General features: G+C 49.2%; 22 protein-coding genes. 17 read left to right on the forward strand and 5 right to left on the reverse strand.

Annotated elements, in window-relative coordinates:
* Positions 1–9: 9 nt before the first annotated feature.
* The 4 genes from H5336_RS11440 to H5336_RS11455 all read left to right on the forward strand — a co-directional run bounded on the left by H5336_RS11440 (position 10) and on the right by H5336_RS11455 (position 3,666).
* Positions 10–612, forward strand: a complete 603-nt coding sequence (locus tag H5336_RS11440; protein ID WP_221628040.1) for a rhomboid family intramembrane serine protease — start codon at positions 10–12, stop codon at positions 610–612.
* Complete coding sequence (locus tag H5336_RS11445) at positions 605–1,420, forward strand: GNAT family N-acetyltransferase (protein WP_185234278.1); 816 nt, start codon at positions 605–607, stop codon at positions 1,418–1,420. Before H5336_RS11440 ends, H5336_RS11445 begins: the two co-directional genes overlap by 8 nt.
* Positions 1,421–1,454: 34 nt before the next feature.
* Positions 1,455–2,051, forward strand: a complete 597-nt coding sequence (locus H5336_RS11450; RefSeq protein ID WP_185234280.1) for a hypothetical protein — start codon at positions 1,455–1,457, stop codon at positions 2,049–2,051.
* A 70-nt stretch (positions 2,052–2,121) separates the two neighbouring features.
* On the forward strand, positions 2,122–3,666 hold the full coding sequence (locus H5336_RS11455; RefSeq protein ID WP_185234282.1) for a polyamine aminopropyltransferase: 1,545 nt from the start codon (positions 2,122–2,124) through the stop codon (positions 3,664–3,666).
* A 112-nt stretch (positions 3,667–3,778) separates the two neighbouring features.
* On the opposite strand, the gene speD is transcribed toward H5336_RS11455, so the two are convergent.
* From speD to H5336_RS11470, 3 genes are all read right to left on the reverse strand, one after another.
* The gene (gene speD, locus H5336_RS11460; RefSeq protein WP_185234284.1) at positions 3,779–4,234 is read right to left on the reverse strand and encodes an adenosylmethionine decarboxylase; all 456 of its coding nucleotides are present in this window, start codon (positions 4,232–4,234) and stop codon (positions 3,779–3,781) included.
* 365 nt (positions 4,235–4,599) lie between these two features.
* Positions 4,600–5,778 (reverse strand): mannonate dehydratase, encoded by a 1,179-nt coding sequence (gene uxuA, locus H5336_RS11465; RefSeq protein ID WP_185234286.1) that lies wholly within the window; start codon positions 5,776–5,778, stop codon positions 4,600–4,602.
* 103 nt (positions 5,779–5,881) lie between these two features.
* Positions 5,882–6,448 (reverse strand): gamma carbonic anhydrase family protein, encoded by a 567-nt coding sequence (locus H5336_RS11470; RefSeq protein ID WP_185234288.1) that lies wholly within the window; start codon positions 6,446–6,448, stop codon positions 5,882–5,884.
* 55 nt (positions 6,449–6,503) lie between these two features.
* On the opposite strand from H5336_RS11470, the gene prlC reads away from it, so the two are divergent.
* From prlC to H5336_RS11500, 6 genes are all read left to right on the forward strand, one after another.
* Entirely contained in the window at positions 6,504–8,558 is a 2,055-nt protein-coding gene (prlC, locus tag H5336_RS11475; RefSeq protein ID WP_185234290.1) for an oligopeptidase A, read from the forward strand.
* 10 nt (positions 8,559–8,568) lie between these two features.
* Positions 8,569–8,796 carry a YheV family putative zinc ribbon protein gene (locus H5336_RS11480; RefSeq protein ID WP_185234293.1) on the forward strand — a complete coding sequence of 76 codons (228 nt, stop codon included), beginning with the start codon at positions 8,569–8,571 and terminating at the stop codon, positions 8,794–8,796.
* Positions 8,797–8,807: 11 nt separating this feature from the next.
* Complete coding sequence (locus tag H5336_RS11485) at positions 8,808–9,911, forward strand: lactonase family protein (RefSeq protein ID WP_185234296.1); 1,104 nt, start codon at positions 8,808–8,810, stop codon at positions 9,909–9,911.
* Positions 9,912–9,991: 80 nt separating this feature from the next.
* A complete protein-coding gene (locus H5336_RS11490) occupies positions 9,992–10,990 on the forward strand; it encodes a potassium channel beta subunit family protein (RefSeq protein ID WP_185234298.1) in 999 nt (332 codons plus the stop codon).
* Between the two features lie 522 nt (positions 10,991–11,512).
* Positions 11,513–12,658, forward strand: a complete 1,146-nt coding sequence (locus H5336_RS11495) for a glycoside hydrolase family 88/105 protein (RefSeq protein ID WP_313556978.1) — start codon at positions 11,513–11,515, stop codon at positions 12,656–12,658.
* A gap of 15 nt (positions 12,659–12,673) precedes the next feature.
* Positions 12,674–13,945 (forward strand): DUF2264 domain-containing protein, encoded by a 1,272-nt coding sequence (locus tag H5336_RS11500; protein ID WP_185234300.1) that lies wholly within the window; start codon positions 12,674–12,676, stop codon positions 13,943–13,945.
* Positions 13,946–14,324: 379 nt separating this feature from the next.
* Here the strand turns inward: H5336_RS11500 and yihA are convergent, their stop codons facing one another.
* Positions 14,325–14,987, reverse strand: a complete 663-nt coding sequence (yihA, locus tag H5336_RS11505) for a ribosome biogenesis GTP-binding protein YihA/YsxC (RefSeq protein ID WP_185234302.1) — start codon at positions 14,985–14,987, stop codon at positions 14,325–14,327.
* 156 nt (positions 14,988–15,143) lie between these two features.
* Here yihA and H5336_RS11510 point away from each other — a divergent pair, with 156 nt between their 5' ends.
* The 4 genes from H5336_RS11510 to H5336_RS11525 all read left to right on the forward strand — a co-directional run bounded on the left by H5336_RS11510 (position 15,144) and on the right by H5336_RS11525 (position 19,534).
* Positions 15,144–15,791 (forward strand): c-type cytochrome, encoded by a 648-nt coding sequence (locus H5336_RS11510; protein ID WP_185234304.1) that lies wholly within the window; start codon positions 15,144–15,146, stop codon positions 15,789–15,791.
* A gap of 133 nt (positions 15,792–15,924) precedes the next feature.
* Positions 15,925–16,818, forward strand: coding sequence for a thiol:disulfide interchange protein DsbA/DsbL (locus H5336_RS11515; protein WP_185234306.1), 894 nt, complete (start codon positions 15,925–15,927; stop codon positions 16,816–16,818).
* Positions 16,819–16,935: 117 nt separating this feature from the next.
* Entirely contained in the window at positions 16,936–18,699 is a 1,764-nt protein-coding gene (locus H5336_RS11520) for a GGDEF domain-containing protein (RefSeq protein WP_185234308.1), read from the forward strand.
* A gap of 49 nt (positions 18,700–18,748) precedes the next feature.
* The gene (locus tag H5336_RS11525) at positions 18,749–19,534 is read left to right on the forward strand and encodes a 4'-phosphopantetheinyl transferase family protein (RefSeq protein ID WP_185234310.1); all 786 of its coding nucleotides are present in this window, start codon (positions 18,749–18,751) and stop codon (positions 19,532–19,534) included.
* Here the strand turns inward: H5336_RS11525 and H5336_RS11530 are convergent.
* Complete coding sequence (locus H5336_RS11530; protein ID WP_185234312.1) at positions 19,512–19,901, reverse strand: response regulator; 390 nt, start codon at positions 19,899–19,901, stop codon at positions 19,512–19,514. The genes H5336_RS11525 and H5336_RS11530 overlap by 23 nt on opposite strands.
* 199 nt (positions 19,902–20,100) lie before the next feature.
* On the opposite strand from H5336_RS11530, the gene H5336_RS11535 reads away from it, so the two are divergent.
* The 3 genes from H5336_RS11535 to H5336_RS11545 are packed head-to-tail and all read left to right on the forward strand — an operon-like array spanning position 20,101 to position 23,065.
* Positions 20,101–21,177 (forward strand): efflux RND transporter periplasmic adaptor subunit, encoded by a 1,077-nt coding sequence (locus H5336_RS11535; protein ID WP_185234314.1) that lies wholly within the window; start codon positions 20,101–20,103, stop codon positions 21,175–21,177.
* A gap of 29 nt (positions 21,178–21,206) precedes the next feature.
* Entirely contained in the window at positions 21,207–21,911 is a 705-nt protein-coding gene (locus H5336_RS11540) for an ABC transporter ATP-binding protein (protein ID WP_185234316.1), read from the forward strand.
* Complete coding sequence (locus H5336_RS11545; protein ID WP_185234318.1) at positions 21,908–23,065, forward strand: ABC transporter permease; 1,158 nt, start codon at positions 21,908–21,910, stop codon at positions 23,063–23,065. Before H5336_RS11540 ends, H5336_RS11545 begins: the two co-directional genes overlap by 4 nt.
* The last annotated feature ends 2 nt before the right edge of the window (positions 23,066–23,067 follow it).

Raw genomic sequence — 23,067 nt, forward strand, 5'->3', positions numbered from 1 at the left:
GACGAAAGCGTGTACTCATTACCTTGGCCGCAGGCCGATTCGCTGCGCGCGCACCCGTTTGTATGGAGTGTTGCGGTACTCTGCTGTGTGCCCTATGCCATACTCATGACGCAAAATTTGGCGGCATTAAGCGGCTGGTTTGTGCCGGCGGATGCCAGCGCTTTGTGGCAGAGCCCCTGGCGTATACTCACGCCCACCTTTGTGCATTACACACTGGCCCACCTGCTTACCAACTTGTATGTTTGGTGGTACTTTGGGGCAAAAATTGAATCTGCATCGCGCAATGAGCTTGTACTGGTGTTTTTTGTAACCGCCATTGTTTCCAACAGCGCCCAGTGGTTGGTAAGCGGACCGCTTTTCGGCGGTCTCTCGGGGGTAACCTATGGGCTATTGAGTTACTGCTGGGGGTTAAAATATTTTAAAAAAAATACGGCACTGCAACTGGACAAAGGCTTGTCCATTTTATTGCTTATTCTATTACCTGTAGCCGCTAGCGGTGTATTTGGCAAATTCTCAAATACAGCACATTTTATCGGCCTAGCCTGCGGTTTTGTCTTGGCCGGTAGCAACGTTTTGTATAGTCACTTGAATCAAAGGAACCCCGATGTCTGAATTTCGCCCTATGTATATGAGCGACCTTCCCCGCGTCGTCAAGATTATTGACGGCCATGATGACGATGACGCCGAGGCGGCGGAAGAAGATTACCAAAAAAATGGGTTGGACGATCAGTTTGTATTGGAAGTGGAGGGCAAGGTGGTTGGGGTTACCGGCTTCCGAAAAGTACCTGCAACGGACAATACCGCTTGGCTATCTTGGACCTACGTTGATCGAGCAAAATGTGGGCAGGGTTACGGCAAATCGATGATGAACCAGCTGTTGTCGAAATTGCGCGAAGCCGATATACGCAAGATTTTTGTCAAAGTGTCTACTTATGAAGACCCAGAAGACGGCAAAATTTATGCGCGAGCTCAAAAAATGTATGAATCAGTGGGATTTGAGCTGGAAGTGACTAACAAGGATTTTTATGATGAGGCGGAAGATCAGTTAATCTACGGCTTACAGCTGCGGCAGGGTGGAGATGCAGGGGAACTCGAGATTATTGAAGAAAAGCCGGTTATTCGGTTTGACGGTATGTTTGAAATTGTGGAGTCAGACGGCGCTTATACCTTTTCTTGGATAGTTCAGGAGAAAAAACCACTATTTGGCAAACGCAGTTTTTCCGATGAGGATTTACTGATAGGCTTGCATGCGGTGAAAAACGATGGTGGAAGAAAGGTTTTTTTGACATTCCCCTCCAATTTGCCTCTAATTCATAAACCGTTGCAGGCCGTAGGCTTTAAGTATGTAGGCGATCTCAAAGACTACTACGAGCGGGGAGTTCATGAAATGCACTTTTCGCACAACTTAGATGGCAACTAAATCGAGTTTACGGGTATAACAAGGAACTAATAATATGAATGATCTTGTGAAATATGGATTGATCGCAGCTGCTATTGGCGGCTTCTACTTATACAGTGAGTTTGGTGGGCAAAGCTACACCGAAGACGATATAGATCTTGATGCTGTATTGGACGTTACTGTCGACTCTATCTATGCGTTTCAAGGTACGCTCGACGGTGTAGACCATGAATCGTTAGACGCCGACGATACCTTCCTAGAATTCGCAGCCGAGTTACAAGATAACTACAACGCTGCTGTGCCGGTACTGCACACCGCTGCAATTGGTGTGGCGCCCGGTAGCGATGCTTCTCTTCTGGCCTATGAAGACCTCAATGCCAACAGCATCATGGACGAAGGTGAAGATGCCTTGTTCCTTGTTGAAATTGACGGTGAGCAGTCTCGCGTTATCGCTTCAAGTCGCAGCGGTGCGGTTAACGACCATCATTTTAGTGGTACAGGGCTACTGGCGGGTTACCTTATTGGTAGCATGATGAGTCGCCAACGTATGGCCGGTGTTACTTCCAGTTCGCTTGCTCAAAAGAAGCCTGTTACCGCCCGCGCTGCAGCTAAAGCTCGCGCTGGTTCTGGTAGTCATTCCAAAGGTAAATAGTTCCGCCTGGCTGGAAATAAAGCAGCGGCCTGTCCGGGCCGCTGTCGTGCTTAATTAAAGAAATCTCTCAATGTCTCTTACTTCCGACAGTGAAGGCCAACCGCTTTCAGGAAAACAGACCGGTGTACTGCTGTTTTCTATTCTTATTGTTGCGCTATGCGGCATCGTCTACGAACTTATCATTGGCACCGTTTCAAGTTATTTACTTGGCAATAGTGTGTACCAGTTTTCCCTCACCATTGGCTTCTTTATGTTTGCTATGGGAATGGGGTCGTTGATCTCTAAATATTTTAACGAGCAGTACGTTCGCAACTTTATTTTGGTGGAAATCGCTATCGCCTTTGTTGGCGGAATAAGCAGCATATTGCTATTTATGGCCTTCCCCTTTGCGCGTATTCTCTACGAACTGGTGATGTATAGCCTTATATTTGTGATCGGCGCATTGGTGGGCATGGAAATTCCCATTCTTACAACACTGCTGGCCAGAAGTAAAAAGGTGAAAGACTCGATAGCGGATATTATGTCGTTCGACTATGTCGGTGCGCTTATTGGTTCGGTAGCGTTTCCGCTGTTGTTGTTGCCGTCGTTAGGTCTAATTCAGTCTTCATTTGCGATTGGCCTGATCAATATTTTTGTTGCGATAGCAAATGTAATTGTGTTCCGCGCCATGCTGCCAAACTATAAGCGCATGCTAGAGGCATGCTTGTTGGTCTTGGCGCTCCTGGTGGGTTGTATTCTGTACGGTTCTTACATTACCCGTTTTGCCGAAAAGCACCTGTATTTTGATCAGATTATCTATACCAAACAAACGCAGTATCAGAAAATTGTAATGACGCGCTCCACCAATACCCGCGAGCAACGCCTGTATATTGATGGCCATATTCAGTTTTCTTCGCGCGATGAATATCGCTATCACGAATATCTTATTCACCCGTTACTGGCGATTCCCGGTACAAAAGAAAACGTATTAATTTTAGGCGGCGGTGACGGTCTTGCAGCGCGGGAAATTTTAAAATATGAGGCTGTAGGATTAATCCACTTAGTGGATATCGACCCAGAAATGGTGCGTATTGGTCGAGAGTTACCGATGTTACAGCGTATGAACGAAAAAAGTTTGGACGATGAACGGATAACTACCTTTTCTGAAGATGCTTTCAGCTTTATCAATCAGCCCGGTATTGCCTATGACCGGGTTGTTATCGATATGCCCGACCCACACAATGAAGCCATAAATAAACTCTATTCACGAGAGTTTTACACCATGATTGCCAAGCGCATGGCACCCGGTGCGGTGTTGGTTACTCAGAGCTCTTCGCCGTTTTATACGCGTCGTGTTTTTTGGTGTATTGAACAAACGTTGGCAGAGGTGTTTGATCATACCCTGAGTTATCACACCGCTTTACCGTCATTTGGCATATGGGGTTATAACATGGCGAGAAACGGGGAAGCGTTACCGCAGCAGTTTGATTTTGACGTGCCCACTAAAGCCATTACCAAAAATACCATGCTCGCCGCACTGCAGTTCGATAAAGATATGGCGAAGGTGAGTTCGCCGGTGAATTCCATAATGGAACCCAAACTTTATCAACTCTATATTGATGATTTACGTCGTTAAGGGCAGCGCTATTAATTGTTTATAGATCTGGCAAGCCAGTAAGTTTTACCCTGCGCACGAACCCGCAGATAAAGTCAGCGGCCAAAAGCAATTGATAGAGGTGTTTTTAAGTCTATTTCACTTCGCCCCGTAAAATTTCTTTTATGTCGACCTTCTCGGGTTGAAAAGCTGCCTGTAAGCAAGCGACCGCTTGTTCGGGTTTGGCGTTACCACACATAAAAACATCAAACGCGGCATAATCGAGCTCTGGCCAGGTGTGCACACTGATGTGAGACTCGGCTAATAGCGCTACCCCGGTAACCCCACCACCTTCGCTGAATTTATGCAGGTGAATATGCAATAAAACGGCACCTGCAACACGCGCGGCCTCCACTAGGCTTTGTTCAATCAGTTGGGTGTTCGCCAGGTTTTGAGCACCCCAGAAATCCACAATAAAATGCCGGCCGGCGCAGTTACTGATAGCCGTGGGGTTTTCGGTTGTTTCCTGAAAGGTAAAGCTCTCACTAGTGGTCACTTCCACAGCGGGTGCGTTTGGAGCGGGTTTATGCAATGGTTCGGAATGACTCATACTTCAGCAGCTGTCCTTAGTTCGCTGGTTAGTATAAGCGCATGGTGCAACTAGAGGCTAGGGTTTAGAGGCTAGGGTTGGTTAGTCGCTACATAGGGGGCCTTTTATTTGCCCATGGCTGGGCACTGCTGTCGGGGGAAATTCTAGCGGCTTACCCGCACCCCATGAACAGTCGGCGTTTGTATTGGGCGACGCAACTCAAACTCAAATGTCGGTTATGCCCGCGAACGCCGCTATCAATATTTAAATACTCCCGAAGGCCCCGAAATACTATATGCCCGTGTACGCGGGAGCGGCTGGACCAGAGCTGCCTGAAGGCTCTACTTTTTCCTGAACACCAATGCATGGCTGGGCAGAGGAGGGCGCTAGCCCTCCATTGATCGAATAATCCCCATTTCCAGCCCGCGCAATTCAGCCAAACCTTTTAATCGGCCAATGGCTGAATAGCCAGGGTTCGCCAATTTGTTTAAATCATCCAAAATTTGATGACCGTGGTCGGGGCGCATGGCAATGGAACGGTTATGCGTTTTTGCTACCTCGCTAATGGTTTTTATCAGCGCGTACATGTCGATGCTGCCGTCTAGGTGCTGGGCTTCATAGAAGCTGCCATATTCCTCACGCTGGGTGTTACGCAGGTGAATAAAGAAAACGCGCTCACCAAATTCTTTCATCATTGCGACTAAGTCATTGTCGGCGCGAATACTGAAGGAGCCAGCACAAAAACACAGACAGTTAGACGGATTAGGTACAGCGGTAAATAAATCGCGTAAGTCTTGGGCGGTGGAAACCACGCGCGGTAAACCATAGATGGAAAATGGCGGGTCGTCGGGGTGTACAACCAACTTAATGCCCAGTTCATCCGCCAGTGGGCAAATATGTTGCAGGAAGTAAATCAGGTTTTGTTTGTATTGTGCTGGGCCAAGGTGGTGATATTGCATAATGGCTTGTAAGAACGCCTGGGTATCGAACGCGACCTCACTGCCGGGCAAGCCAGCGACGATGGTTTTTTCGAGCATAGCCTTATCGACCTCAGTCAGCGAGTCGAACTTGGTCTTTGCCCGTTTTACCACGGTATCGGGGTAGTCTTCGGCGGCATTAGGGCGCTTTAACTGAAAGATGTCGTAGGCGGCTACCTCAATCATGTCGAAACGCAGAGCCTTGCCGCCGTCGGGCATGGTGTAGCCGAGGTCAGTGCGGGTCCAGTCCAGTAGCGGCATAAAATTGTAGGTTACGATTTTTATATCGCAGGCCGCGAGGTTACGGAGGCTTTGTTTATAGTCGTCGACAAACCGCTCAAAACCCGGCGCCTGAGATTTAATATCCTCGTGTACCGGCAGGCTTTCCACCACACTCCAGCGCATACCGGCGGCTTCCACCTCAAGCTTGCGCTTCAGAATCTCGTTGTTTTCCCAAACCACGCCGTTGGCAACATGATGCAGCGCGGTTACCACACCGGCACAGCCCGCTTGGCGTAAATTAGCAAGGCTAACCGGGTCGCTTGGGCCAAACCAACGCATGGTTTGCTCCATAAAAGGTTGTGTCATGCACTGAGTCCTCCAATATCATTCAGCTTGTATTCTAGTGCGCCAAGCCGTTAATCCCAACTATTAACGCGATAGTGAGCGATTTTTTTGCGCTGAGGGTGCTTTATTCTCCTGTTGGGTTTTCCAAGTATTCATCCTTCAGCTTGGCGTAGTTTGCCGCCGAGTAGGTGAAAAACGCCTTTTCAGCGTCCTTTAGCGGGCGAGCCTGTTTGGCTGGACTGCCTACGTACAGGTAGCCGGATTGCAGTTTTTTACCGGGTGGTACCAGCGCACCAGCGGCAATGACCACATCATTTTCAACCACAGCGCCGTCAAGAACGGTTGCCCCAATACCGACGAGTACCCGGTTGCCGATAGTACAGCCATGCAGGCATACCCCGTGGCCAATGGTTACATCTTCGCCTATATGCAGTGGCCAGCCATCGGGGCTGAATTTACTCGCGTGGGTAATATGCAGTGTTACGTTGTCCTGCACACTGGTTCGGGCACCCACACGAATACGGTGCATATCACCGCGAATAACCGCACAGGGCCACACTGACACATCATCTCCAAGCTCTACGTCGCCAATCACGACAGCGGCGGGATCAATGAATACGCGTGCGCCCAATTTGGGGCTATGGCCCCTATAGGCGCGAATATTGGTTGCCTGGGGCTTGTTTTCACTCATACTCAACTCCATTAATTTGATCCCACCATTTTATGTGTTCAGGACGTAACAATCGATGACTAACCTGCCAATGACCAATCCGCTGCTACAAAATCACGCACTGCCACCCTTCACCGCCATAAAGGCTGAGCATGTTGTACCCGCTGTAACGCAATTACTGGATGATGCACGTAAGGCGTTGGCGCAGCAGTTGGATGCATTGGGAAATGTTAGCTGGGAAACGCTGGTAGCGCCCATCGAAGAGCGAGGCGACACATTGAATAAAGCCTGGTCGCCCGTAGGCCATTTAAATTCCGTTTGCAACAGCGATGAGTTGCGCGAGGCGTATGAGCAGGGCCGACAACTGCTTACAGAATATTTCACTGAACTTGGTCAGAACGAACAGTTGTATAAGGCTTATCAGGCACTTCGCGACAGCGAGCACTACGCTGATTTAGGTCAGCCGCAAAAAAAAACCATCGACAACGCCATTCGCGATTTTAAACTCAGTGGTGTTGCGTTGCCGGCGTCGGAGAAAAAACGTTACGGCGATATTCAGCAGCGACTTTCGACGCTAACCAATCAATTCTCTAACAATGTGCTCGATGCTACCCACGGGTGGTTTAAGCATATTGACGATGAAAAGGCACTGGTGGGGTTGCCTGAATTTGCCGTAGCGGCGGCAAAGCACGCGGCCGAAGGCAAAAAGCTGCAGGGCTGGGTGCTCACCTTGGATGCGCCGGTGTATCTAACAATAATGACCCAAAGTGAAAACGCAGATCTGCGTAGAGAAATGTACGAAGGCTTTAATACCCGTGCGTCTAACCGCGGTCCAAGCGCGGGCAAATGGGATAACAGCGACATCATGGAAGAAATACTGCCGTTGCGACAGGAGCTGGCCAAGCTGTTAGGTTTTAATAACTATGCGGAACTCTCTATTGAGCCAAAAATGGCTGAGTCTACCGAGCAAGTTGTTGCCTTCCTCCAAGACCTTGCGAGCAAGGGTAAACCCTTTGCCGAGAAAGAATTAAAGGAACTACAAGATTTTGCTAAAAGCGAATACGGGGTTGCCAGCCTAGAACCTTGGGACGTGCCCTACTATTCAGAGAAATTAAAGCTTCAGCGGTACAATATCTCTCAGGAAGAATTACGCCCTTACTTTCCCGCCAACGTTGTTGTTGAAGGCCTGTTCACCGTTGCCAATAAACTGTTCGATATTGAGTTTGAAGATAAAACCAGCGAAGTCGAAACCTGGCATGAATCGGTGAAGTATTACCAGATTAATCAAAATAAAAAGCCCATTGCGGGTTTCTATTTTGACCTTTACGCGCGCGAGAAAAAGCGTGGTGGCGCCTGGATGGATGAATGCCGCGTACGTCGCCAAACGGCTACGGGCTTACAGCTGCCGGTTGCCTACTTAGTCTGTAATTTTAACCCACCGGCGGAGGGTAGGCCCTCGCTGTTAACGCACAATGAAGTGACTACCACCTTTCACGAGTTTGGCCATGGCATTCACCATATGCTTACCAAAATAGACGTGGCAGCCGTGAGCGGCATTAATGGCGTGGCCTGGGATGCCGTAGAGCTGCCTAGTCAGTTTATGGAAAATTTTTGCTGGGAGCGTGAAGTGCTGGCATTTTTATCGGCGCATTTCGAATCTGGAGAGACCCTACCGGAAGACAAGCTTAATAATATGCTAGCGGCTAAAAATTTCCAGGCTGCCATGTTTTTGCAGCGCCAACTGGAATTTTCACTGTTCGACTTTCTCTTGCATATGCACTACGGCGAAAATGATTTCGCCGGTATACAGCCACTATTAAACCAGGTACGAGATGAGGTGGCGGTATTAAGCCCGCCAGAATTTAATCGTTTTCAAAACAGTTTTAGCCATATTTTCGCCGGTGGTTATGCGGCGGGTTACTACAGCTATAAGTGGGCGGAAGTACTGTCTGCAGATGCTTATTCTGCCTTTGAGGAAGCCGGTATTTTCGACCACGAAATGGGCAAGCGCTATTTACACGAGATATTGCAAAAGGGTGGTTCTGAAGACGCCATGGAATTGTTTAAAAATTTCCGTGGGCGAGAGCCAAAAGTGGACGCGCTGCTAAAACATTCAGGGTTGGCTGCGTAAAGGAGTTAACGTGAAAAAAAGATTTATAGCCGGTGCCGTTTGCCCGAAGTGTGCGCAAATGGACAAGATTATGAATTATCAGGACGACGAAAAAAATTATCGTGAATGTGTCGCCTGTGGATTTAAAGACGAAATACACATTCGACCGGTAGTGCGTGAGCTAGATACGCGGGTGAATGTAACCGAAGACGAAAAACTTAAAGAGATGCAGGTGTTGAATTTTCCACCAAAACAATAAGGATAGAGTGAATGGCCATTAGAATAGCCGTCTTGTTACTTGTTGGTAGTTTGGCTGCCTGTGGTTCCGGTAATCAACAACAAGCCTTGCAAACATTATATGTCGGCGGATATACCGCTGAGAAAGTACCGACGAACGAGGGTGTTTATACCGTTCAATTTGATCCGGGCACTCGTGAAATGTCGCAGCCAGTGCTCTATACGGCTACCACCAGCCCTTCGTGGCTAGCGGTTACCGAGCAGGGGCTATATGCCGTTGAAGAAAGTGGCGCTGGCGCCATTCATTTTTTTAAAGACGGCAAGCGTGTTCAAACGTTGCCTAGTGAAGGCGCTGCTCCGTGTCATATAGCCATTAACGACGATGGTAAAACTTTAGTGGTAAGCAATTATACCGGTGGTAGTTTCGCGGTGTTTAACCGTGATCCTTCGAGCGGTTTGCTGGAGGAAAATCCCTTTACGATTTTACACAGCAGCAAGGGCCCGAATGCCAGACAAGTGACAAAGCCCCATGTACATTGGGCGGGCTGGGCGCCGGGCAAAGACCCTCTCTATATCGTAGATTTAGGTCTAGATTCAATTACTACCTATACAAAAAGTCGTAATGAGGCCGGCCATTTTGATCGCGTTGGCAGTCAATTACTACTACCTGTGGGTGCTGGCCCACGTCAGATGGTGTTTCACCCTAACGGTAAGCGCGCCTATATACTCAATGAACTCAATAATACGTTGACCTATGCCGAGCTAGAGTCCAATGGCGACCTCATAGAGCAACAAACCATTTCTACCTTGCCTGCAGATTTTAAAGATCATTCGCAAGCTGCCCATATTGCTCTTTCGGCTAATAGCAAAAATGTGTATGTGTCTAATCGCGGTCATAATTCCATCGCTCATATTCAACTGGCAGATGACGGTAAGATGGCAATGAATCAGTGGCAGAATACACAGGGTGATTGGCCGCGGTTTTTTCTTTTACTGGAAGACGCCAGTACGCTTTTGGTTGCTAATCAGAAGAGCAACTCCCTTGTCGCTCTGGCCATTGCGAAAAATGGAAGCTTAAGTGAGACAGGGCAAACGCTCGCGGTTAATGCCCCTACCTTTATTGCACCGTCTCTTTAAAAGACACAGAGTGTTATTTCAGCGTACGTTTACCTGCTAATTGTTACTATCTATTACAAATTACTTGTAAGGAATTTTATATGCAATACCGTCGACTAGGTAAATCTGGGTTACAACTAAGTGCGTTCTCGTTAGGCTCTTGGGTTACGTTTGGCAAGCAGGTGCATTTGGATGATGCTAAAGCGATGATTAAAACGGCGTTTGATTTAGGCATAAACTTTTTTGATAACGCAGAGGCCTATGAAGCGGGCAAATCGGAAATTGTTATGGGGGAAGCCGTTGAATCATTGGGCCTACCGCGAGCGGAATACTGCGTGTCGAGCAAGGTTTTTTGGGGTGGTGAAAAACCCAATCTACGCGGCCTGAGTTCAAAACATGTTACCGAAGCTTGCCATGCTGCGCTGAAACGCCTGCGGGTAGACTATCTCGATTTATATTTCTGCCATCGCCCAGATCTCAACACGCCTATCGAAGAAACTGTGCGAGCCATGCATAACCTAATTGTGCAGGGTAAAATTTTGTATTGGGGTACATCAGAATGGAATGCCCAGCAAATTATGGAAGCGCACCGTATCGCCGAGCGGCACAATCTTACGCCACCGACCATGGAGCAGCCCCAATACAATTTATTTGAACGCGATAAAGTAGAAAACGATTACCGCGATATTTATGAAAGTGTCGGTTTGGGTACAACTGTTTGGTCGCCATTGGCCAGCGGTATATTAACGGGTAAATACAACAACGGTATTGGTCAGGAAGGCCGCCTTTCGTTGCCGGGTTATGAATGGCTACGGGAGATATTTGAATCTGAAGAGGGCAAGGCTAAAATTGAAAAGGTGAAACAACTGTCTGTTGTTGCAGATAACCTTGGCGTGCCTGTGCATCATTTGGCGCTGGCTTGGTGTTTAAAGAATCCGAACGTTTCTACGGTTATACTCGGTGCATCCAAAATTGAACAGTTATTGGATAACGTAAAAGCGTTGGAGGTGCTTGAAAAATTAAGTGCTGACGTGGTGGAAGCTATTGAGGCAATAGTAAAAAATAAGCCATTGGAGCCGAAAGATTGGGCAGCTCTATAATAGAATAGTTGGGTGGCGCGAAAAGTACCTTTATGGTGTTCAAAAATAAAATTTTCAGTTTTTTTTAAAAACTTTGAACTTAACTGAAATGCCCCAGTCAGAATTACCAGTGCGAACAAGTTTGTTCGCCGGGTTTCCTCCCAATGTTTATTGATTGATCTAAGCTTCCCCAAAAGCGATATCTGGCCCCGAGCACCCCACTCGGGGCTTTTTTTATGTACAGGATGTACGTATGCCGTGGAGGCCATGGGTAGCTCAATTGCATCCATGCAACCGCTACATTAGTGCATCCATGCACGTCATGGCCGGGAACGGCGATGACAGGATGTACGGCAGAAAATTGCGTCCATGCATTTTCTGCACTTCCGCCTTCCGGTCTGAACTAACGCTACGAACGATGTGACTGTATGCCGAATCGGCGCCTAATGTGCCTTCGTTGTTGTTCACAACCTCTCTTCCCGCTAATTCTGATAAAGTGCCCATAAAAAATAAACTTGTTTCCAAAAACTCAAGGAGTTTAGTGTGCGTGCTACCCGAAATTTTGCGATTTTCACCGCCGCGCTGATGCTTACGGCCAGTGCGTTGGCCGCTACTGTAGAGCCTCAGCGTCGAGATGCGGTTATTGAAGTGGGTGAGAAGGTTGCTAACTGGCAGCTACAGCAGCTCGGTTACTTACCGGGGGTGCAGCTGCTACCGGAGACCAGATCCCACGCTAAAGCCTGGGAAATAGCCGCTTTTTGGGTTGGACTCACTCGCTTTGCCGACCTTACCCAGGCGCCCGCTTATCGCCAAGCATTGCTTGATCAGGGACGCACAAACGCGTGGCAATTGGGCCCTTGGCTAGAATTTGCAGACGACCATGCCATTGGCCAGAGTTATTTGTGGGCGAAGAAAAACGGTGCGAAAGCCGAAGTACTTGAACCCATGCGGCGGTCGTTCGATAAAATCCTCGCTAACCCCCCCAACGTGCATTTAAGTTTTTACTTCGGTGAAGAGGGCTACGGCTCGGCGGAATGTTTGGTTCGCTGGTGTTGGTGTGATGCGTTATTTATGTCGCCGCAGGCGATGATAGGGTTGTCCTTGGAAACCGGTGATAGACGTTATGCCGACTATGCCTTTTCTGAATTTTGGGCGACCACAGAATTCCTCTTCGACCCCGCCGAGAGCCTCTATTTCCGTGACAGTCGCTTCTTTGAAAAGCGCGACGCCAGCAAGCGCAAACTCTTTTGGAGTCGCGGAAATGGTTGGGTGTTTGCGGGAATCGTCAATATTTTGCAGATCTTACCCCCCGCACACCCAGAACGCGCGCGTATGGAAGCCCTATTTCAACAGATGGCGGCACGCTTGCTAACGCTGCAAAAGCCCGACGGTTACTGGTCACCGTCTTTATTAGCAGCCGAAAACTCCCCGCCGGAATCCAGTGGTACAGGCTTTTTCACCTATGGTATGGCCTATGGCGTTAATAGCGGGCTATTAGAGAGCGCAACTTACAAGCCGGCAGCCAATCGCGGTTGGGTGGCGCTCACTAAAGCCGTGGGCAAAGCGGGTCGTCTGGGTTGGGTTCAGCAAGTATCGGATCAGCCCGATGTGGTGAACGAAGCAGACACTCATTACTATGGTGTGGGCGCCTTCTTGCTGGCGGCTAGCGAAGTGGCAAAACTACAATAACAATCGGAGGCCAAAATGCGAAGACGCGATTTTTTAACGGTAGCAGCCATGGGAGCCGCCGTTGGGGCTACCGGGTTACCTGTGGGGGCGGAGGCGGCAACAGCAAAGCCGAATACATCAACCAATCATCTAGATGACCACGCATACTTTACAGCGCTTTTAAAAAAGATCACCTCGCCAGTACTGGAGTTAATGGCGAGTGAGCGCTTACATACGGATTTTCCGCTGGAAGTCAGCCCCAATGCTGATGGCCGCGACAAGCGCGTGGCGTACCTAGAATGTTTTGGTCGCACCATCGCGGGTGCCGCGCCTTGGCTGGCACTAGAGGGCTCTGGACCAGATCAAGCTGATCGTCTGAAATTGCGTGAACAGGCCATACAGGCCTACGAACATTCAGTAAACCCAAAGAGTGCAGACTACCTGAACTGGGATTTGGGTCAGGGGCAGATGCTGGTGGATTCTGCTTATTACACCCAGGCCATGTTGCGCGCACCGGTGTTGTGGCAAGCCCAAAGTAAGAAAACCCAAAAACGCATTGTCGAAGTCATAAAATCGCTGCGCGACGTTGCGCCGCCCTACACCAATTGGTTGCTGTTCGCCGCCATGAACGAAGCCTTTTTGATGCAAGTGGGCGAGAAATACGATCCGATACGCTTGGATTTGGCGATACGAAAGTTTCAAGAATGGTATATGGGTGATGGCTGGTTTGCCGACGGCGAACACTTCGCGTTCGATTACTACAATTCTTACGTTATTCACCCAATGATGCTGGATATTCTGGAAGTGATGGTCAATAAAGAAGCCTACTTCTGGCACGGGGATATCAAAGACGTGCATGCCACTCAGCTTAAACGCAGTCAGCGGTTTGCCGAACATTTGGAGAGGCTGATATCGCCCACGGGTACGTATCCGCCCATTGGCCGTTCGCTGACTTACCGCACCACCGCCTTTCAGCCTTTGGCGCAGCTGGCGTTGAAGCACCAATTACCCGAAACATTGCCACCGGGGCAGGTAAGGGCGGCACTTCGTGCTGTACACGAGGCCATATTCAACAACCCCAGCAACTTTACGTCAGACGGTTTTTTACAGATTGGTTTTGCCGGAGCAGACCCGAACCTAGGCGATTGGTACTCCAATAACGGCAGTATGTATATCACCACGGCCAGCTTCCTGCCTTTGGGGCTTCCGCCAACAGACGCCTTTTGGGCCTCACCAGCCAAGGCCTGGACGCAAAAGCTAGCCTTTGCGGGCGAGCCTTTTAGAAAGGATTATTCCGTTACCTACTAAGGTTGAGGTTAAGTGTGTGTTCTTTAATCTACCGAGTAACACATGCGGCTAGCATTCGCGCCTTATTCTAAGGCGTAACACCTGACTGTCGCTGTTGCGTATCGTTACCAGGGGGTAACTAACTTACGGAGCAATAGCAATTTAAGACCTTTACGTACTGTGCCCATTCAGTCACTCCCGCGAACGCGGGAGGTTGGTGTTATGGGGGCCTTAGGGAGCAATGAAAAATAGATATCCGCGTTCGCGTGTATGACCGAGACTTGAGCGTTAACTGAACTCACTCAATGCAACCGCGCTCCGTGCGCAGGGATAGTAAAAGCCACTAAGCCTATTCCGGCGCTAGTGTGCTCTAAGGAGCATGCCAAGAATCCAGAATCCATTACCCCTGCTCGTCGGTGGGTGGCGCGTCCGTGGGTTGCTCAGCTTCGGGTTTCAGAACTAGCCAGGCTTTTAAAACTTTCTCCAATTCCTTTACGCCGTCGCCTTTTAACGCTGAAAAGGTTTGCGCGGTAACCAAGTCTTCTACATTGGCTTTCTTTAAATGGCGGCACAGGTCTAACAGTGTGCTTTTGGCGGCGCCGCGCTTAAGTTTGTCAGACTTGGTAAGCAGCACATGTACGCGCATCTCGGCTTCGACTGCCCAGTTAATCATCATGGTGTCGAATTCCTGCAGCGGGTGGCGTATATCCATCAGCAGTATTAGCCCCGCAAGGGACTCGCGCTTGTGCAGGTATTCAGACAGGTGCTCCTGCCATTTCTTCTTCGTGGCCAGGGGTACCTTGGCATAGCCATAGCCGGGCAAGTCGACGAGGCGTTGCTGACCATCGTCATCGAGATTGAAAAAGTTAATCAGCTGTGTGCGGCCAGGGGTTTTACTGGTTCGCGCGAGCTTATTGTTTTCCGTAAGGCGGTTTATGGCGCTGGATTTACCCGCATTGGAGCGACCCGCAAAAGCGACTTCGGCCCCCGTTTCGGCTGGGCATTCTTTCAAGCTAGGGGCGCTGGTTAAAAATTGAGCTGTTCGGAAGTGTATTTCCGTCATAGTATCGTCTTCTAATTCAAGTACAGAAGTAAGAAAGGTGAGTTACCGGTGGACAATGTATATAATGCCGCTACTTTTGATAGGGGCTGCATGCAATGGGGTGCCATTCTAGCATCGCCTTAAAAGAAACTTCGACGAGCAATAACGGATAAAACAATGAAGAACCTAGTTTGCACCACTTTGATGTCTCTTAGCCTCCTCGCTGCGGCCGGTTACGTGAACGCAGCTGGTGATGCCGCCAAGGGCGAAAAACTGGTTGCCGCCTGCGGCGCATGTCACGGTGCCGATGGTAATAGTGCACTCGCAGCCTTTCCAAAACTGGCGGGCCTGGGCGAGAAATACCTGCTTAACCAAATGATTGCGATCAAAAACAAGTCCCGTAACATTGCCGAAATGGCGGGTCAGCTAGATGCGCTGAGCGAGCAAGACCTCGCTAACATTGCCGCTTTCTACTCCAGCAAGCCCATGCAGCTCAGTGGTTCTAAAGAGCAGCAAGTGCAACTTAACTCTGGTTTAAAGGTAGACGGCTTGGCGCTGGGCGCTAAAGTCTTCCGCGGTGGCAACCATGAAAGTGGTGTTCCTGCCTGTACTGGCTGCCACTCACCTACCGGTTTAGGTAACGCTCCGGCGGGTTACCCTCGTTTGAGCGGCCAGCATGCAGATTACATCGCCAAGCAGCTGCGAGAATTCCGCGCCGGTAACCGCACCACCGATGGTGATTCCATGGTAATGCGTGGTGTTACCCAATACATGAGTGATGCCGAAATAGACGCCGTAGCCAATTTTATTGCCGGTTTGAATTGAAATAAATTTTAATGATGTGAAGGGCAGCAAGGCTGCCCTTTTTTGTGGAATTTATTAAGTACCGACATGTCTCTATAATACTTTTGCCCTTAATAACGACAAGAAAATTCCCTTTGGGACTCAGGAGAACAAGATGCGTATTCTCGCAGTAATCACTTTATCACTCAGTGTCTTCCTTATGGCCTGTGACAAACAGGAAGCAGCACCCGCCTCCGTCGCGGAACCAGCAGCGGCAGCACCCACAGTAGAACAGGCACCGGCGGCGCCAGCTTCATCGCAGGTTCCAGCAATAACCGATGCAGGCGCTACTGAAACAGCCACGCAGGCACAGGAAGCCGCAGTGGAGCAAGCCCAAGTCACTGTGGAGAAAACCCAGGCTGCTGTAAAGCAGGTTGAAGACAAGGCGGCAGCTGTTCAGGCCAAAGCCCAAAACAATGCGGGCGCGGTTGTAAACCCCACCTACATCGAAGGTACTCACTACGAAGTGCTGCCTACGCCGGTTAAAACCATAACCGGCAATAATGTAGAAGTGACGGAAGTATTCTCCTATGCGTGTATTCACTGCTACCACTTTGAAGCCGTTGCCAAGCAATGGAAAAATACAATGCCGCAGGGCGCTGAATTTGTTCAAACCCCAGCGTTGTTTAACAAAGCCTGGGCCTATTACGCGCGCATTTTTTACACAGCGAAAATACTGGATGTGCTAGACCCGGTACACGAAGAAGTCTTTAGAGCCATTCATGTGCAGCGCCAGCGTTTGGCCGATATGGATGAACTCGCACCCATTTTTGCTAAAGCCGGTGTAGAGCGAGATATTCTCGAGTCAACCTTTGACTCCTTCGGTGTTACCAGTCAAGTTCAAATGGCCGACAAGCGTGTACGAGAAGGCTTTAAAACGGCCGGTACACCGGAGCTAATTGTTGATGGGCGTTACCGTATTACCTCTGGTTTGGCTGGCGATCACCCTACCATGTTTAAAGTAGCCGACTTTCTGGTGGCAAAAGTTAAGCGCGAACGCGGGCTATAAAAGCTCAGCCGTGACATCAAACCCGGCAATTGCCGGGTTTTTTTGTGCCTGGAATTCCGGCTTGCCCAGCTTTGCCTATACTTTTGTGGGTACGTAAACACAGAGGCCAACAGACAGATGGTTGAAATAGCGGGTAGCGGTTATAAAGATAAATACCTCCAGGCGTTAGACGATCAAGAGCGGCAGGAGAAACAGCTTAATTTTCAGCTGGACCTCATGCGCCGCACGCTTACCTATCTGGGCAGTGCCGCCCATGGTTTGGATAAAAAGCTGGATGCCGAATTACTGCTCCTAAAAGAGAAAATGCGCGGTGCTGCTGGGGTTCAAGTGGTAGAGCAGCTGGAGCGTGTACAACAAGCGGTAATGGCCTTCGAGCGCAACCGGGAGCACGAACATCAAGCCACTGTGGAGAAAATGCGGGCACTGCTACTGGGTTATTTGGCGTTAAAACTGCCAGCCGAGCTAAGCGATAAAGTTCGCGCTTTTAGCGGCAACCTACAACAGGCTATTAGCTCCTATCGTCACTATCCACGGGTGCTGGGGGAGCTTACCCTGTTACAAAAATCGGCTTTGCAAGCGGCCATGAACCCTGCCGAGTCATTTTTTGAACGCCTGAAGGGCGGTCGTACACTGAGTGCCCGTGAAGGCCCAGTGGAAGACAAGCAAGTACCCGCAAGCAAACGCCAGCATCAGCCAGACGCCCCAATAGAGCCCGAAAACCTGCAACTAGATGCCCGCGATCAAGCCGTGGAACACAGCGTGGCGCCCAGTTTACACACGAGTCGGCATGTGGGTAATAAGCTTAATGAAGACGATTACGACGCGGTTGCAGCGCGTATTGCCATGACGCTCAGAGAGCTGGTAGAAAATATTGAGCCCAACGATATTATTCGTCATCGCGTCGATATGGTTAGCGCGCGTATCGAGCGCGGTATGGATTGGTTTTCGTTGTCCGTCACCCTGGAAGATATTCGCGATATTCTCATGCAACGCTATTTGGATGTCGATCGTGAATTTAGCCAATATCTGCAAGATGTCAATAAAGAGCTGTTGACCATAAGTGACACCCTAAGCACAGCGCTGGAGCGCGAAGCCAGAGCTAATTCTCACGCAACGGAATTGTCTGAGGCGGTGAATTCAGAAATGCAAAAGATCCAGACGAGCATGACGGCTTCCACCTCGCTGGATAACATGAAAATCTCAGTCAACAGTCACCTTTCTATTATTCAGGCGGCGTTACAGGATTATCGCGCGGTACAGCAGCAAGACACCGACTCCGTTACCAATGAGCTGAAAAAGCTTTTATCAAAAGTAGAGGCGATTGAGGTAGAGTCATCCAAAACCAAAGAGTTACTGGAAGAGGAGCGCTACAAAGCTACCCACGATACGCTCACCGGCCTGCCGAATAGAGAGGCCTACAATGAACGCGCATTTCACGAATTGCAGCGTTTTAAACGCTATGAGCGGCCGCTAACCATGGCCGTGTGTGATATCGATTTTTTTAAAAAAATAAACGACAACTACGGCCATCAATCCGGTGACAAGGTGATTAAATTAATCGCCAAGCTTATTTTTACTCGCCTGCGCGAAGTGGATTTCGCCGGGCGCTATGGCGGTGAAGAATTTGTTTTGTTAATGCCCGAAACCTCCCCCGAATCCGCCCAAATTGTGTTGGAAAAAATCCGCAAAACCATTGCCAAAGCCGCTTTTCGCTTTAAAGAAAAACCGGTGAGTATCACTATATCGTTTGGGCTTGCCGGGTTTGAAAAAGAGGACACCGTAGAGTCCGTTTTTGAGCGTGCCGACAAAGCACTTTATCAAGCGAAAGAGCAGGGCCGTAATCGCTGCATCATATATGACCCTTCAATGGCATCGGCTTAGGGCATAATAGCGGCTACAAAAGCCACCGCCGTTATTTGCCATAGCTACCATGCCCATTGTTCACACGCCCCAGGTGTTAGTTTGTTACTGCGCCACAACCGATATAGCCCCGCCTGCTGAGGCAGAAATTGCTGCACTGCTTGACTTAGAAGAGCAGGAGCGCTACCAACGTATGCGCCCACCGGTGGCTTTGCGGTTTTTTCAGGGGCGACGCATGGTACGTCAGCTGTTGGCACAAAAACTCTATTGCGATGCGCAAACACTGCGTTTTACCTATAGCGAAAACGGCAAGCCTGGCTTGGCGTGCGAAAGCCCTTGGCGGTTCAGTATCTCCCATTGTGATACCGCCGTTGTCGTCGCAATAGGCACTGTCGAGCTAGGCGTGGATGTAGAAGCCATTCATCGCCAGCGAGGCAAGTTGGCGCCCCCTTGGCGTAAACCACAGAATTTTATGCATGCGTACAACGCTAAGCAGGTGGAGCGGTGCGGGAGTGATGGCGAAAAAGCCCGTCTTTTCACCGTGTTCTGGACGATGATGGAAAGCCAGGTGAAATTAGCCGATTCGAGTATTTTTCGGGCCAGTAAACATTTGGCGATAACCCTACAGCCCCAAGGCGGTAACAGTTGGGGAACAGTGACCGAACAGGCTCGTGAATACGCTGGCGGAGACTGTTACTGGTGGAGTTACGAGGGCTTGGATAAAGCCGGTGGCGATATTGTTTCACTAGCGCTACGCGAACGGGGTGCAAAGGTTGAGCTGTTGCAGTGGAGCAAAGCGGGAGCGGTGTTGCCAGCGCCTTTACTCGCGATTGTTAGTCCGCCAATAAAGAATTAATAAGCGCAATAAGCTCGGTTTCGTCTACGGGCTTGGTTGCCAGGCCATTTACGCCAGAGGCGAGAATATCTTCCCGTTCACCGTGAACGGCATGTGCCGTCAGTGCTAGTACGGGCAGTTTTGCTAAATGTGGTGATTGGCGAATTTTTCGCGTGGCTTCTTTACCATCCATGCCAGGCAGTGAAATATCCATAAGTACAATATCGAAACGCGATATTTCTAGTAATTCCAAACCTTCTTCAGCAGAATCAACACATGTGGCCTTAAACCCGTGATCTTCGAGTATCCAGGTGGCTAGTTGTTGGTTGTCAGGGTTGTCTTCAACAACCAATACCGTACGACTCGTTTGGTTTAAAACTGTAGACATAACGTAAAACGGAACCACGTGTTTTTCTGGAGTTCTTTAAGAATAAACCATGAGAGCGAATACTGCTGGTGGAATGTGTCGCTTAAAGTGGTATTGCCGTTATGAATAGAACGTACATCATTTATATGATCACTGATCACGCGGAGGCGTCTGCACTAGCGGTATAGTTAAGCAACCTAATAATAGCGGGGAGGCTGTTTTGGGCACGGATGACGATAAAAGTGAATTATTAAAACAATTAACTATTGATAGAAGCGAGCCAGAACCCTCTGGCTTTACGGGCTGGCAGCTGCTGGCAGCTACCACTGTGGCTGCTCTACTGGGGGCCTTTGTCGTGTATTTTCTCATTCCCAGGCAGACGGTATATCCGCCAGACATGGCCACCGAAGCAGCGGCTGTGTTAGCAGATAAAACCGCCAACATTGCGAGTTACAGCGCACCGTCAAATTCCCCTGTTAAGGAAGCTCGCGCACAAACCCGCGCACAAACCGATGCTATTTTAAACGCATCCGGTTATATCACCGCTCGAAGACTGGCCACCGTTTCAGCCGAAATAATGGGGTTGATTACGGAAGTTGCAGTGGATGAAGGCATGACCGTGGAGCAAGGCCAAATATTGGCGACGCTAGACGATTCAAAAGCGCAGGTTAATCTGCGCTTGGCACAGGCGCAGATGCAGTCGCAAAGCCAGAGGGTGCAAAGCGTTGTAACCGATTTGGAAGAATCGCAACGTGTACTCAGGCGTTTAGCAAAACTGGGTGAAGACAACTACGCCAGTGTCGCCCAGCGTACGCGTGCCCAAGCCAACGTTGCCAAATTAAAAGCGGCGCTTGCCAGCGCCCGTGCCGACCTTAATGTTTCAAGTTTGAATGTAGAGCGAACGCGTGAACAATTAGACGATCACACCATTCGTGCGCCCTTTGCCGGTGTGATCACTGTAAAAAACGCACAACCCGGTGAAATTGTAGCGCCAGCCGCCGCCGGTGGTGGTTTTACACGTACGGGTATTTGCACGCTAGTGGATATGGGCTCACTGGAAATTGAAGTCGATGTTAACGAAGCCTATATTGGCCGCGTGCTACCGGGCCAAAAAGTGATTGCCAACCTAGATGCCTACCCCGAGTGGGATATTCCGGCCAGTGTCATAGCTATTATTCCCACAGCCGACCGCGCAAAGGCAACGGTGCGTGTGCGTATAAAAATAATCAACAGCGACAAACGGATTTTGCCCAACATGGGAGTCAAGGTGGCTTTCTACAGCCAAATAAACGAATAAAAATATCCACTAGTAAGGAGCCCGTAACCGTGAGCAACGAAAATCTTTTTGAATTAAAAAGCATTGCCAAGCGATTTACCAAAGGTAAGGAAACGATCACCATCTTCGATAACCTGTGCATGGATATTGCCCGCGAACAATTTATTGCGATTATGGGCCCCTCGGGTTCAGGCAAAACCACACTGTTGAATATGCTCGGCGGTGTAGACCGACCAACCAGCGGTGAAATTTTATACGCGGGTCAGCCCATTCAAAACCTGGGTGAAAATGCACTGGCTAGCTGGCGGGCCGAAAATGTAGGCTTTATTTTCCAGTTTTACAATTTGATGCCCATGCTTAATGCGGCACAAAATGTAGAATTACCACTGCTGCTGAAAAAGCTCAGTAGTGCCGAGCGTAAGAAAAAAATAGATGCTGCCTTAACACTGGTTGGCCTTGGCGACCGGGCCAAACACAAGCCCGATGAACTGTCGGGCGGCCAGCAGCAGCGAGTAGCCATTGCCCGTGCGATAGTTTCAGACCCAAAACTTTTACTTTGTGACGAGCCCACCGGCGACCTAGACCGTACAACGGCCACCGAAGTGTTGCAAACCCTCCAATTGTTGAATAAAGAATTTGGTAAAACCATCGTTATGGTTACCCACGACCCGGCTGCTGCAGAGTTTTCCAATATGCAGCTGCATCTGGATAAAGGCGAATTTATTGAACAACAGAATAGTGAGACAGTGGCATGAACAGCGTAACTTTAGTGCGTAAAAATCTAACGCGAAACAAGTTACGACTATCGCTCAACTGCTTCGCTATATTTATTGCATTTTTGTTGTTCGGTTCTCTTGGCGCCATAAAAAATGCGTTCGAATCGGGAATTGAAGTAGCAGCCGCTGACCGGCTAATGGTCGTCAATAAAATTAACTTCACGCAAACGTTACCGATTGCCTATGTCAACAAGATACGCGCAGTGGAGGGTGTAAAGCACGCTACCTGGGCCAACTGGTTTGGCGGTTATTACCAAGAGCCAGCCAACCAGTTAATGACCTTCGCCGTAGACCCGGCTTCCTACTTTGACGTTTACGATGATCTGCTTCTTTCCGAAGAGGCACTGAGCAATTGGCAAAAAGACCGTCAGGGAATATTGGTGGGGGAACGCATTGCACTAGCTCGCGGATGGAAAGTGGGTGATAGAATTCCAGTTTCGTCGAATATATTTTCTCAGCAAAATGGCAGCAGTACGTGGGAGTTCAATATTTCGGGTATTTTCAAACCTGAAAACCCGCAAACCGATACCTCCTACACGTTAATTCATTACAAATATTTTATGGAAACGCAGGTATGGGGCGGCGACTGGATTGGCTGGGTGCCGCTGAGCACAGACGACCCAATGATAAACGAAGAGGTGATGAACGCTATCGATAATATGTTTGCCAACTCGCCGGCAGAAACAGAAACCTCAACAGAAGCGCAATTCGGTAAAGCTTTTATCGAACAAATTGGCGATATAGGCTTCATTATTATGTCGGTGGTAATGTCTGCATTTTTTACCATTCTGCTAATTGTGGGCAATTCCATGTGGCAGTCCATTCGTGAGCGTACCAACGAAATTGCCGTGCTAAAAACCATAGGCTTTACCGCCAACAAAGTTTTTTCCATGGTGCTTGCCGAATCATTTCTACTGGCAACTATAGGCGGCCTGCTGGGGCTGTTGATGGCATGGGTATTGGTTATGGGCATCGCGCCGCTTACGCAAAGCTTCCTTCCTGCGCTGGTTTTGGGGAAAAGTGTCTTTCTTGCTGGCTTGGTTTTCATTGCCATACTGGGTTTTGTTACCGGCATCGTGCCCGCGTGGCAGGCGATGAAACTCAACACCATTGATGCACTTAACAGGAGATAGAT

The organism is Teredinibacter franksiae (assembly GCF_014218805.1).
GTDB lineage: Bacteria > Pseudomonadota > Gammaproteobacteria > Pseudomonadales > Cellvibrionaceae > Teredinibacter > Teredinibacter franksiae.

What these genes read in the sequence shown, in the direction of transcription:
- H5336_RS11445 (WP_185234278.1), top strand. Translation starts at nt 605, where the DNA reads ATGTCTGAATTTCGCCCTATGTATATGAGCGACCTTCCCCGCGTCGTC.
- H5336_RS11450 (WP_185234280.1), top strand. Translation starts at nt 1,455, where the DNA reads ATGAATGATCTTGTGAAATATGGATTGATCGCAGCTGCTATTGGCGGC.
- H5336_RS11455 (WP_185234282.1), top strand. Translation starts at nt 2,122, where the DNA reads ATGTCTCTTACTTCCGACAGTGAAGGCCAACCGCTTTCAGGAAAACAG.
- speD (WP_185234284.1), bottom strand. Translation starts at nt 4,234, where the DNA reads ATGAGTCATTCCGAACCATTGCATAAACCCGCTCCAAACGCACCCGCT.
- uxuA (WP_185234286.1), bottom strand. Translation starts at nt 5,778, where the DNA reads ATGACACAACCTTTTATGGAGCAAACCATGCGTTGGTTTGGCCCAAGC.
- H5336_RS11470 (WP_185234288.1), bottom strand. Translation starts at nt 6,448, where the DNA reads ATGAGTGAAAACAAGCCCCAGGCAACCAATATTCGCGCCTATAGGGGC.
- prlC (WP_185234290.1), top strand. Translation starts at nt 6,504, where the DNA reads ATGACTAACCTGCCAATGACCAATCCGCTGCTACAAAATCACGCACTG.
- H5336_RS11485 (WP_185234296.1), top strand. Translation starts at nt 8,808, where the DNA reads ATGGCCATTAGAATAGCCGTCTTGTTACTTGTTGGTAGTTTGGCTGCC.
- H5336_RS11490 (WP_185234298.1), top strand. Translation starts at nt 9,992, where the DNA reads ATGCAATACCGTCGACTAGGTAAATCTGGGTTACAACTAAGTGCGTTC.
- H5336_RS11500 (WP_185234300.1), top strand. Translation starts at nt 12,674, where the DNA reads ATGCGAAGACGCGATTTTTTAACGGTAGCAGCCATGGGAGCCGCCGTT.
- yihA (WP_185234302.1), bottom strand. Translation starts at nt 14,987, where the DNA reads ATGACGGAAATACACTTCCGAACAGCTCAATTTTTAACCAGCGCCCCT.
- H5336_RS11510 (WP_185234304.1), top strand. Translation starts at nt 15,144, where the DNA reads ATGAAGAACCTAGTTTGCACCACTTTGATGTCTCTTAGCCTCCTCGCT.
- H5336_RS11515 (WP_185234306.1), top strand. Translation starts at nt 15,925, where the DNA reads ATGCGTATTCTCGCAGTAATCACTTTATCACTCAGTGTCTTCCTTATG.
- H5336_RS11520 (WP_185234308.1), top strand. Translation starts at nt 16,936, where the DNA reads ATGGTTGAAATAGCGGGTAGCGGTTATAAAGATAAATACCTCCAGGCG.
- H5336_RS11525 (WP_185234310.1), top strand. Translation starts at nt 18,749, where the DNA reads ATGCCCATTGTTCACACGCCCCAGGTGTTAGTTTGTTACTGCGCCACA.
- H5336_RS11530 (WP_185234312.1), bottom strand. Translation starts at nt 19,901, where the DNA reads ATGTCTACAGTTTTAAACCAAACGAGTCGTACGGTATTGGTTGTTGAA.
- H5336_RS11545 (WP_185234318.1), top strand. Translation starts at nt 21,908, where the DNA reads ATGAACAGCGTAACTTTAGTGCGTAAAAATCTAACGCGAAACAAGTTA.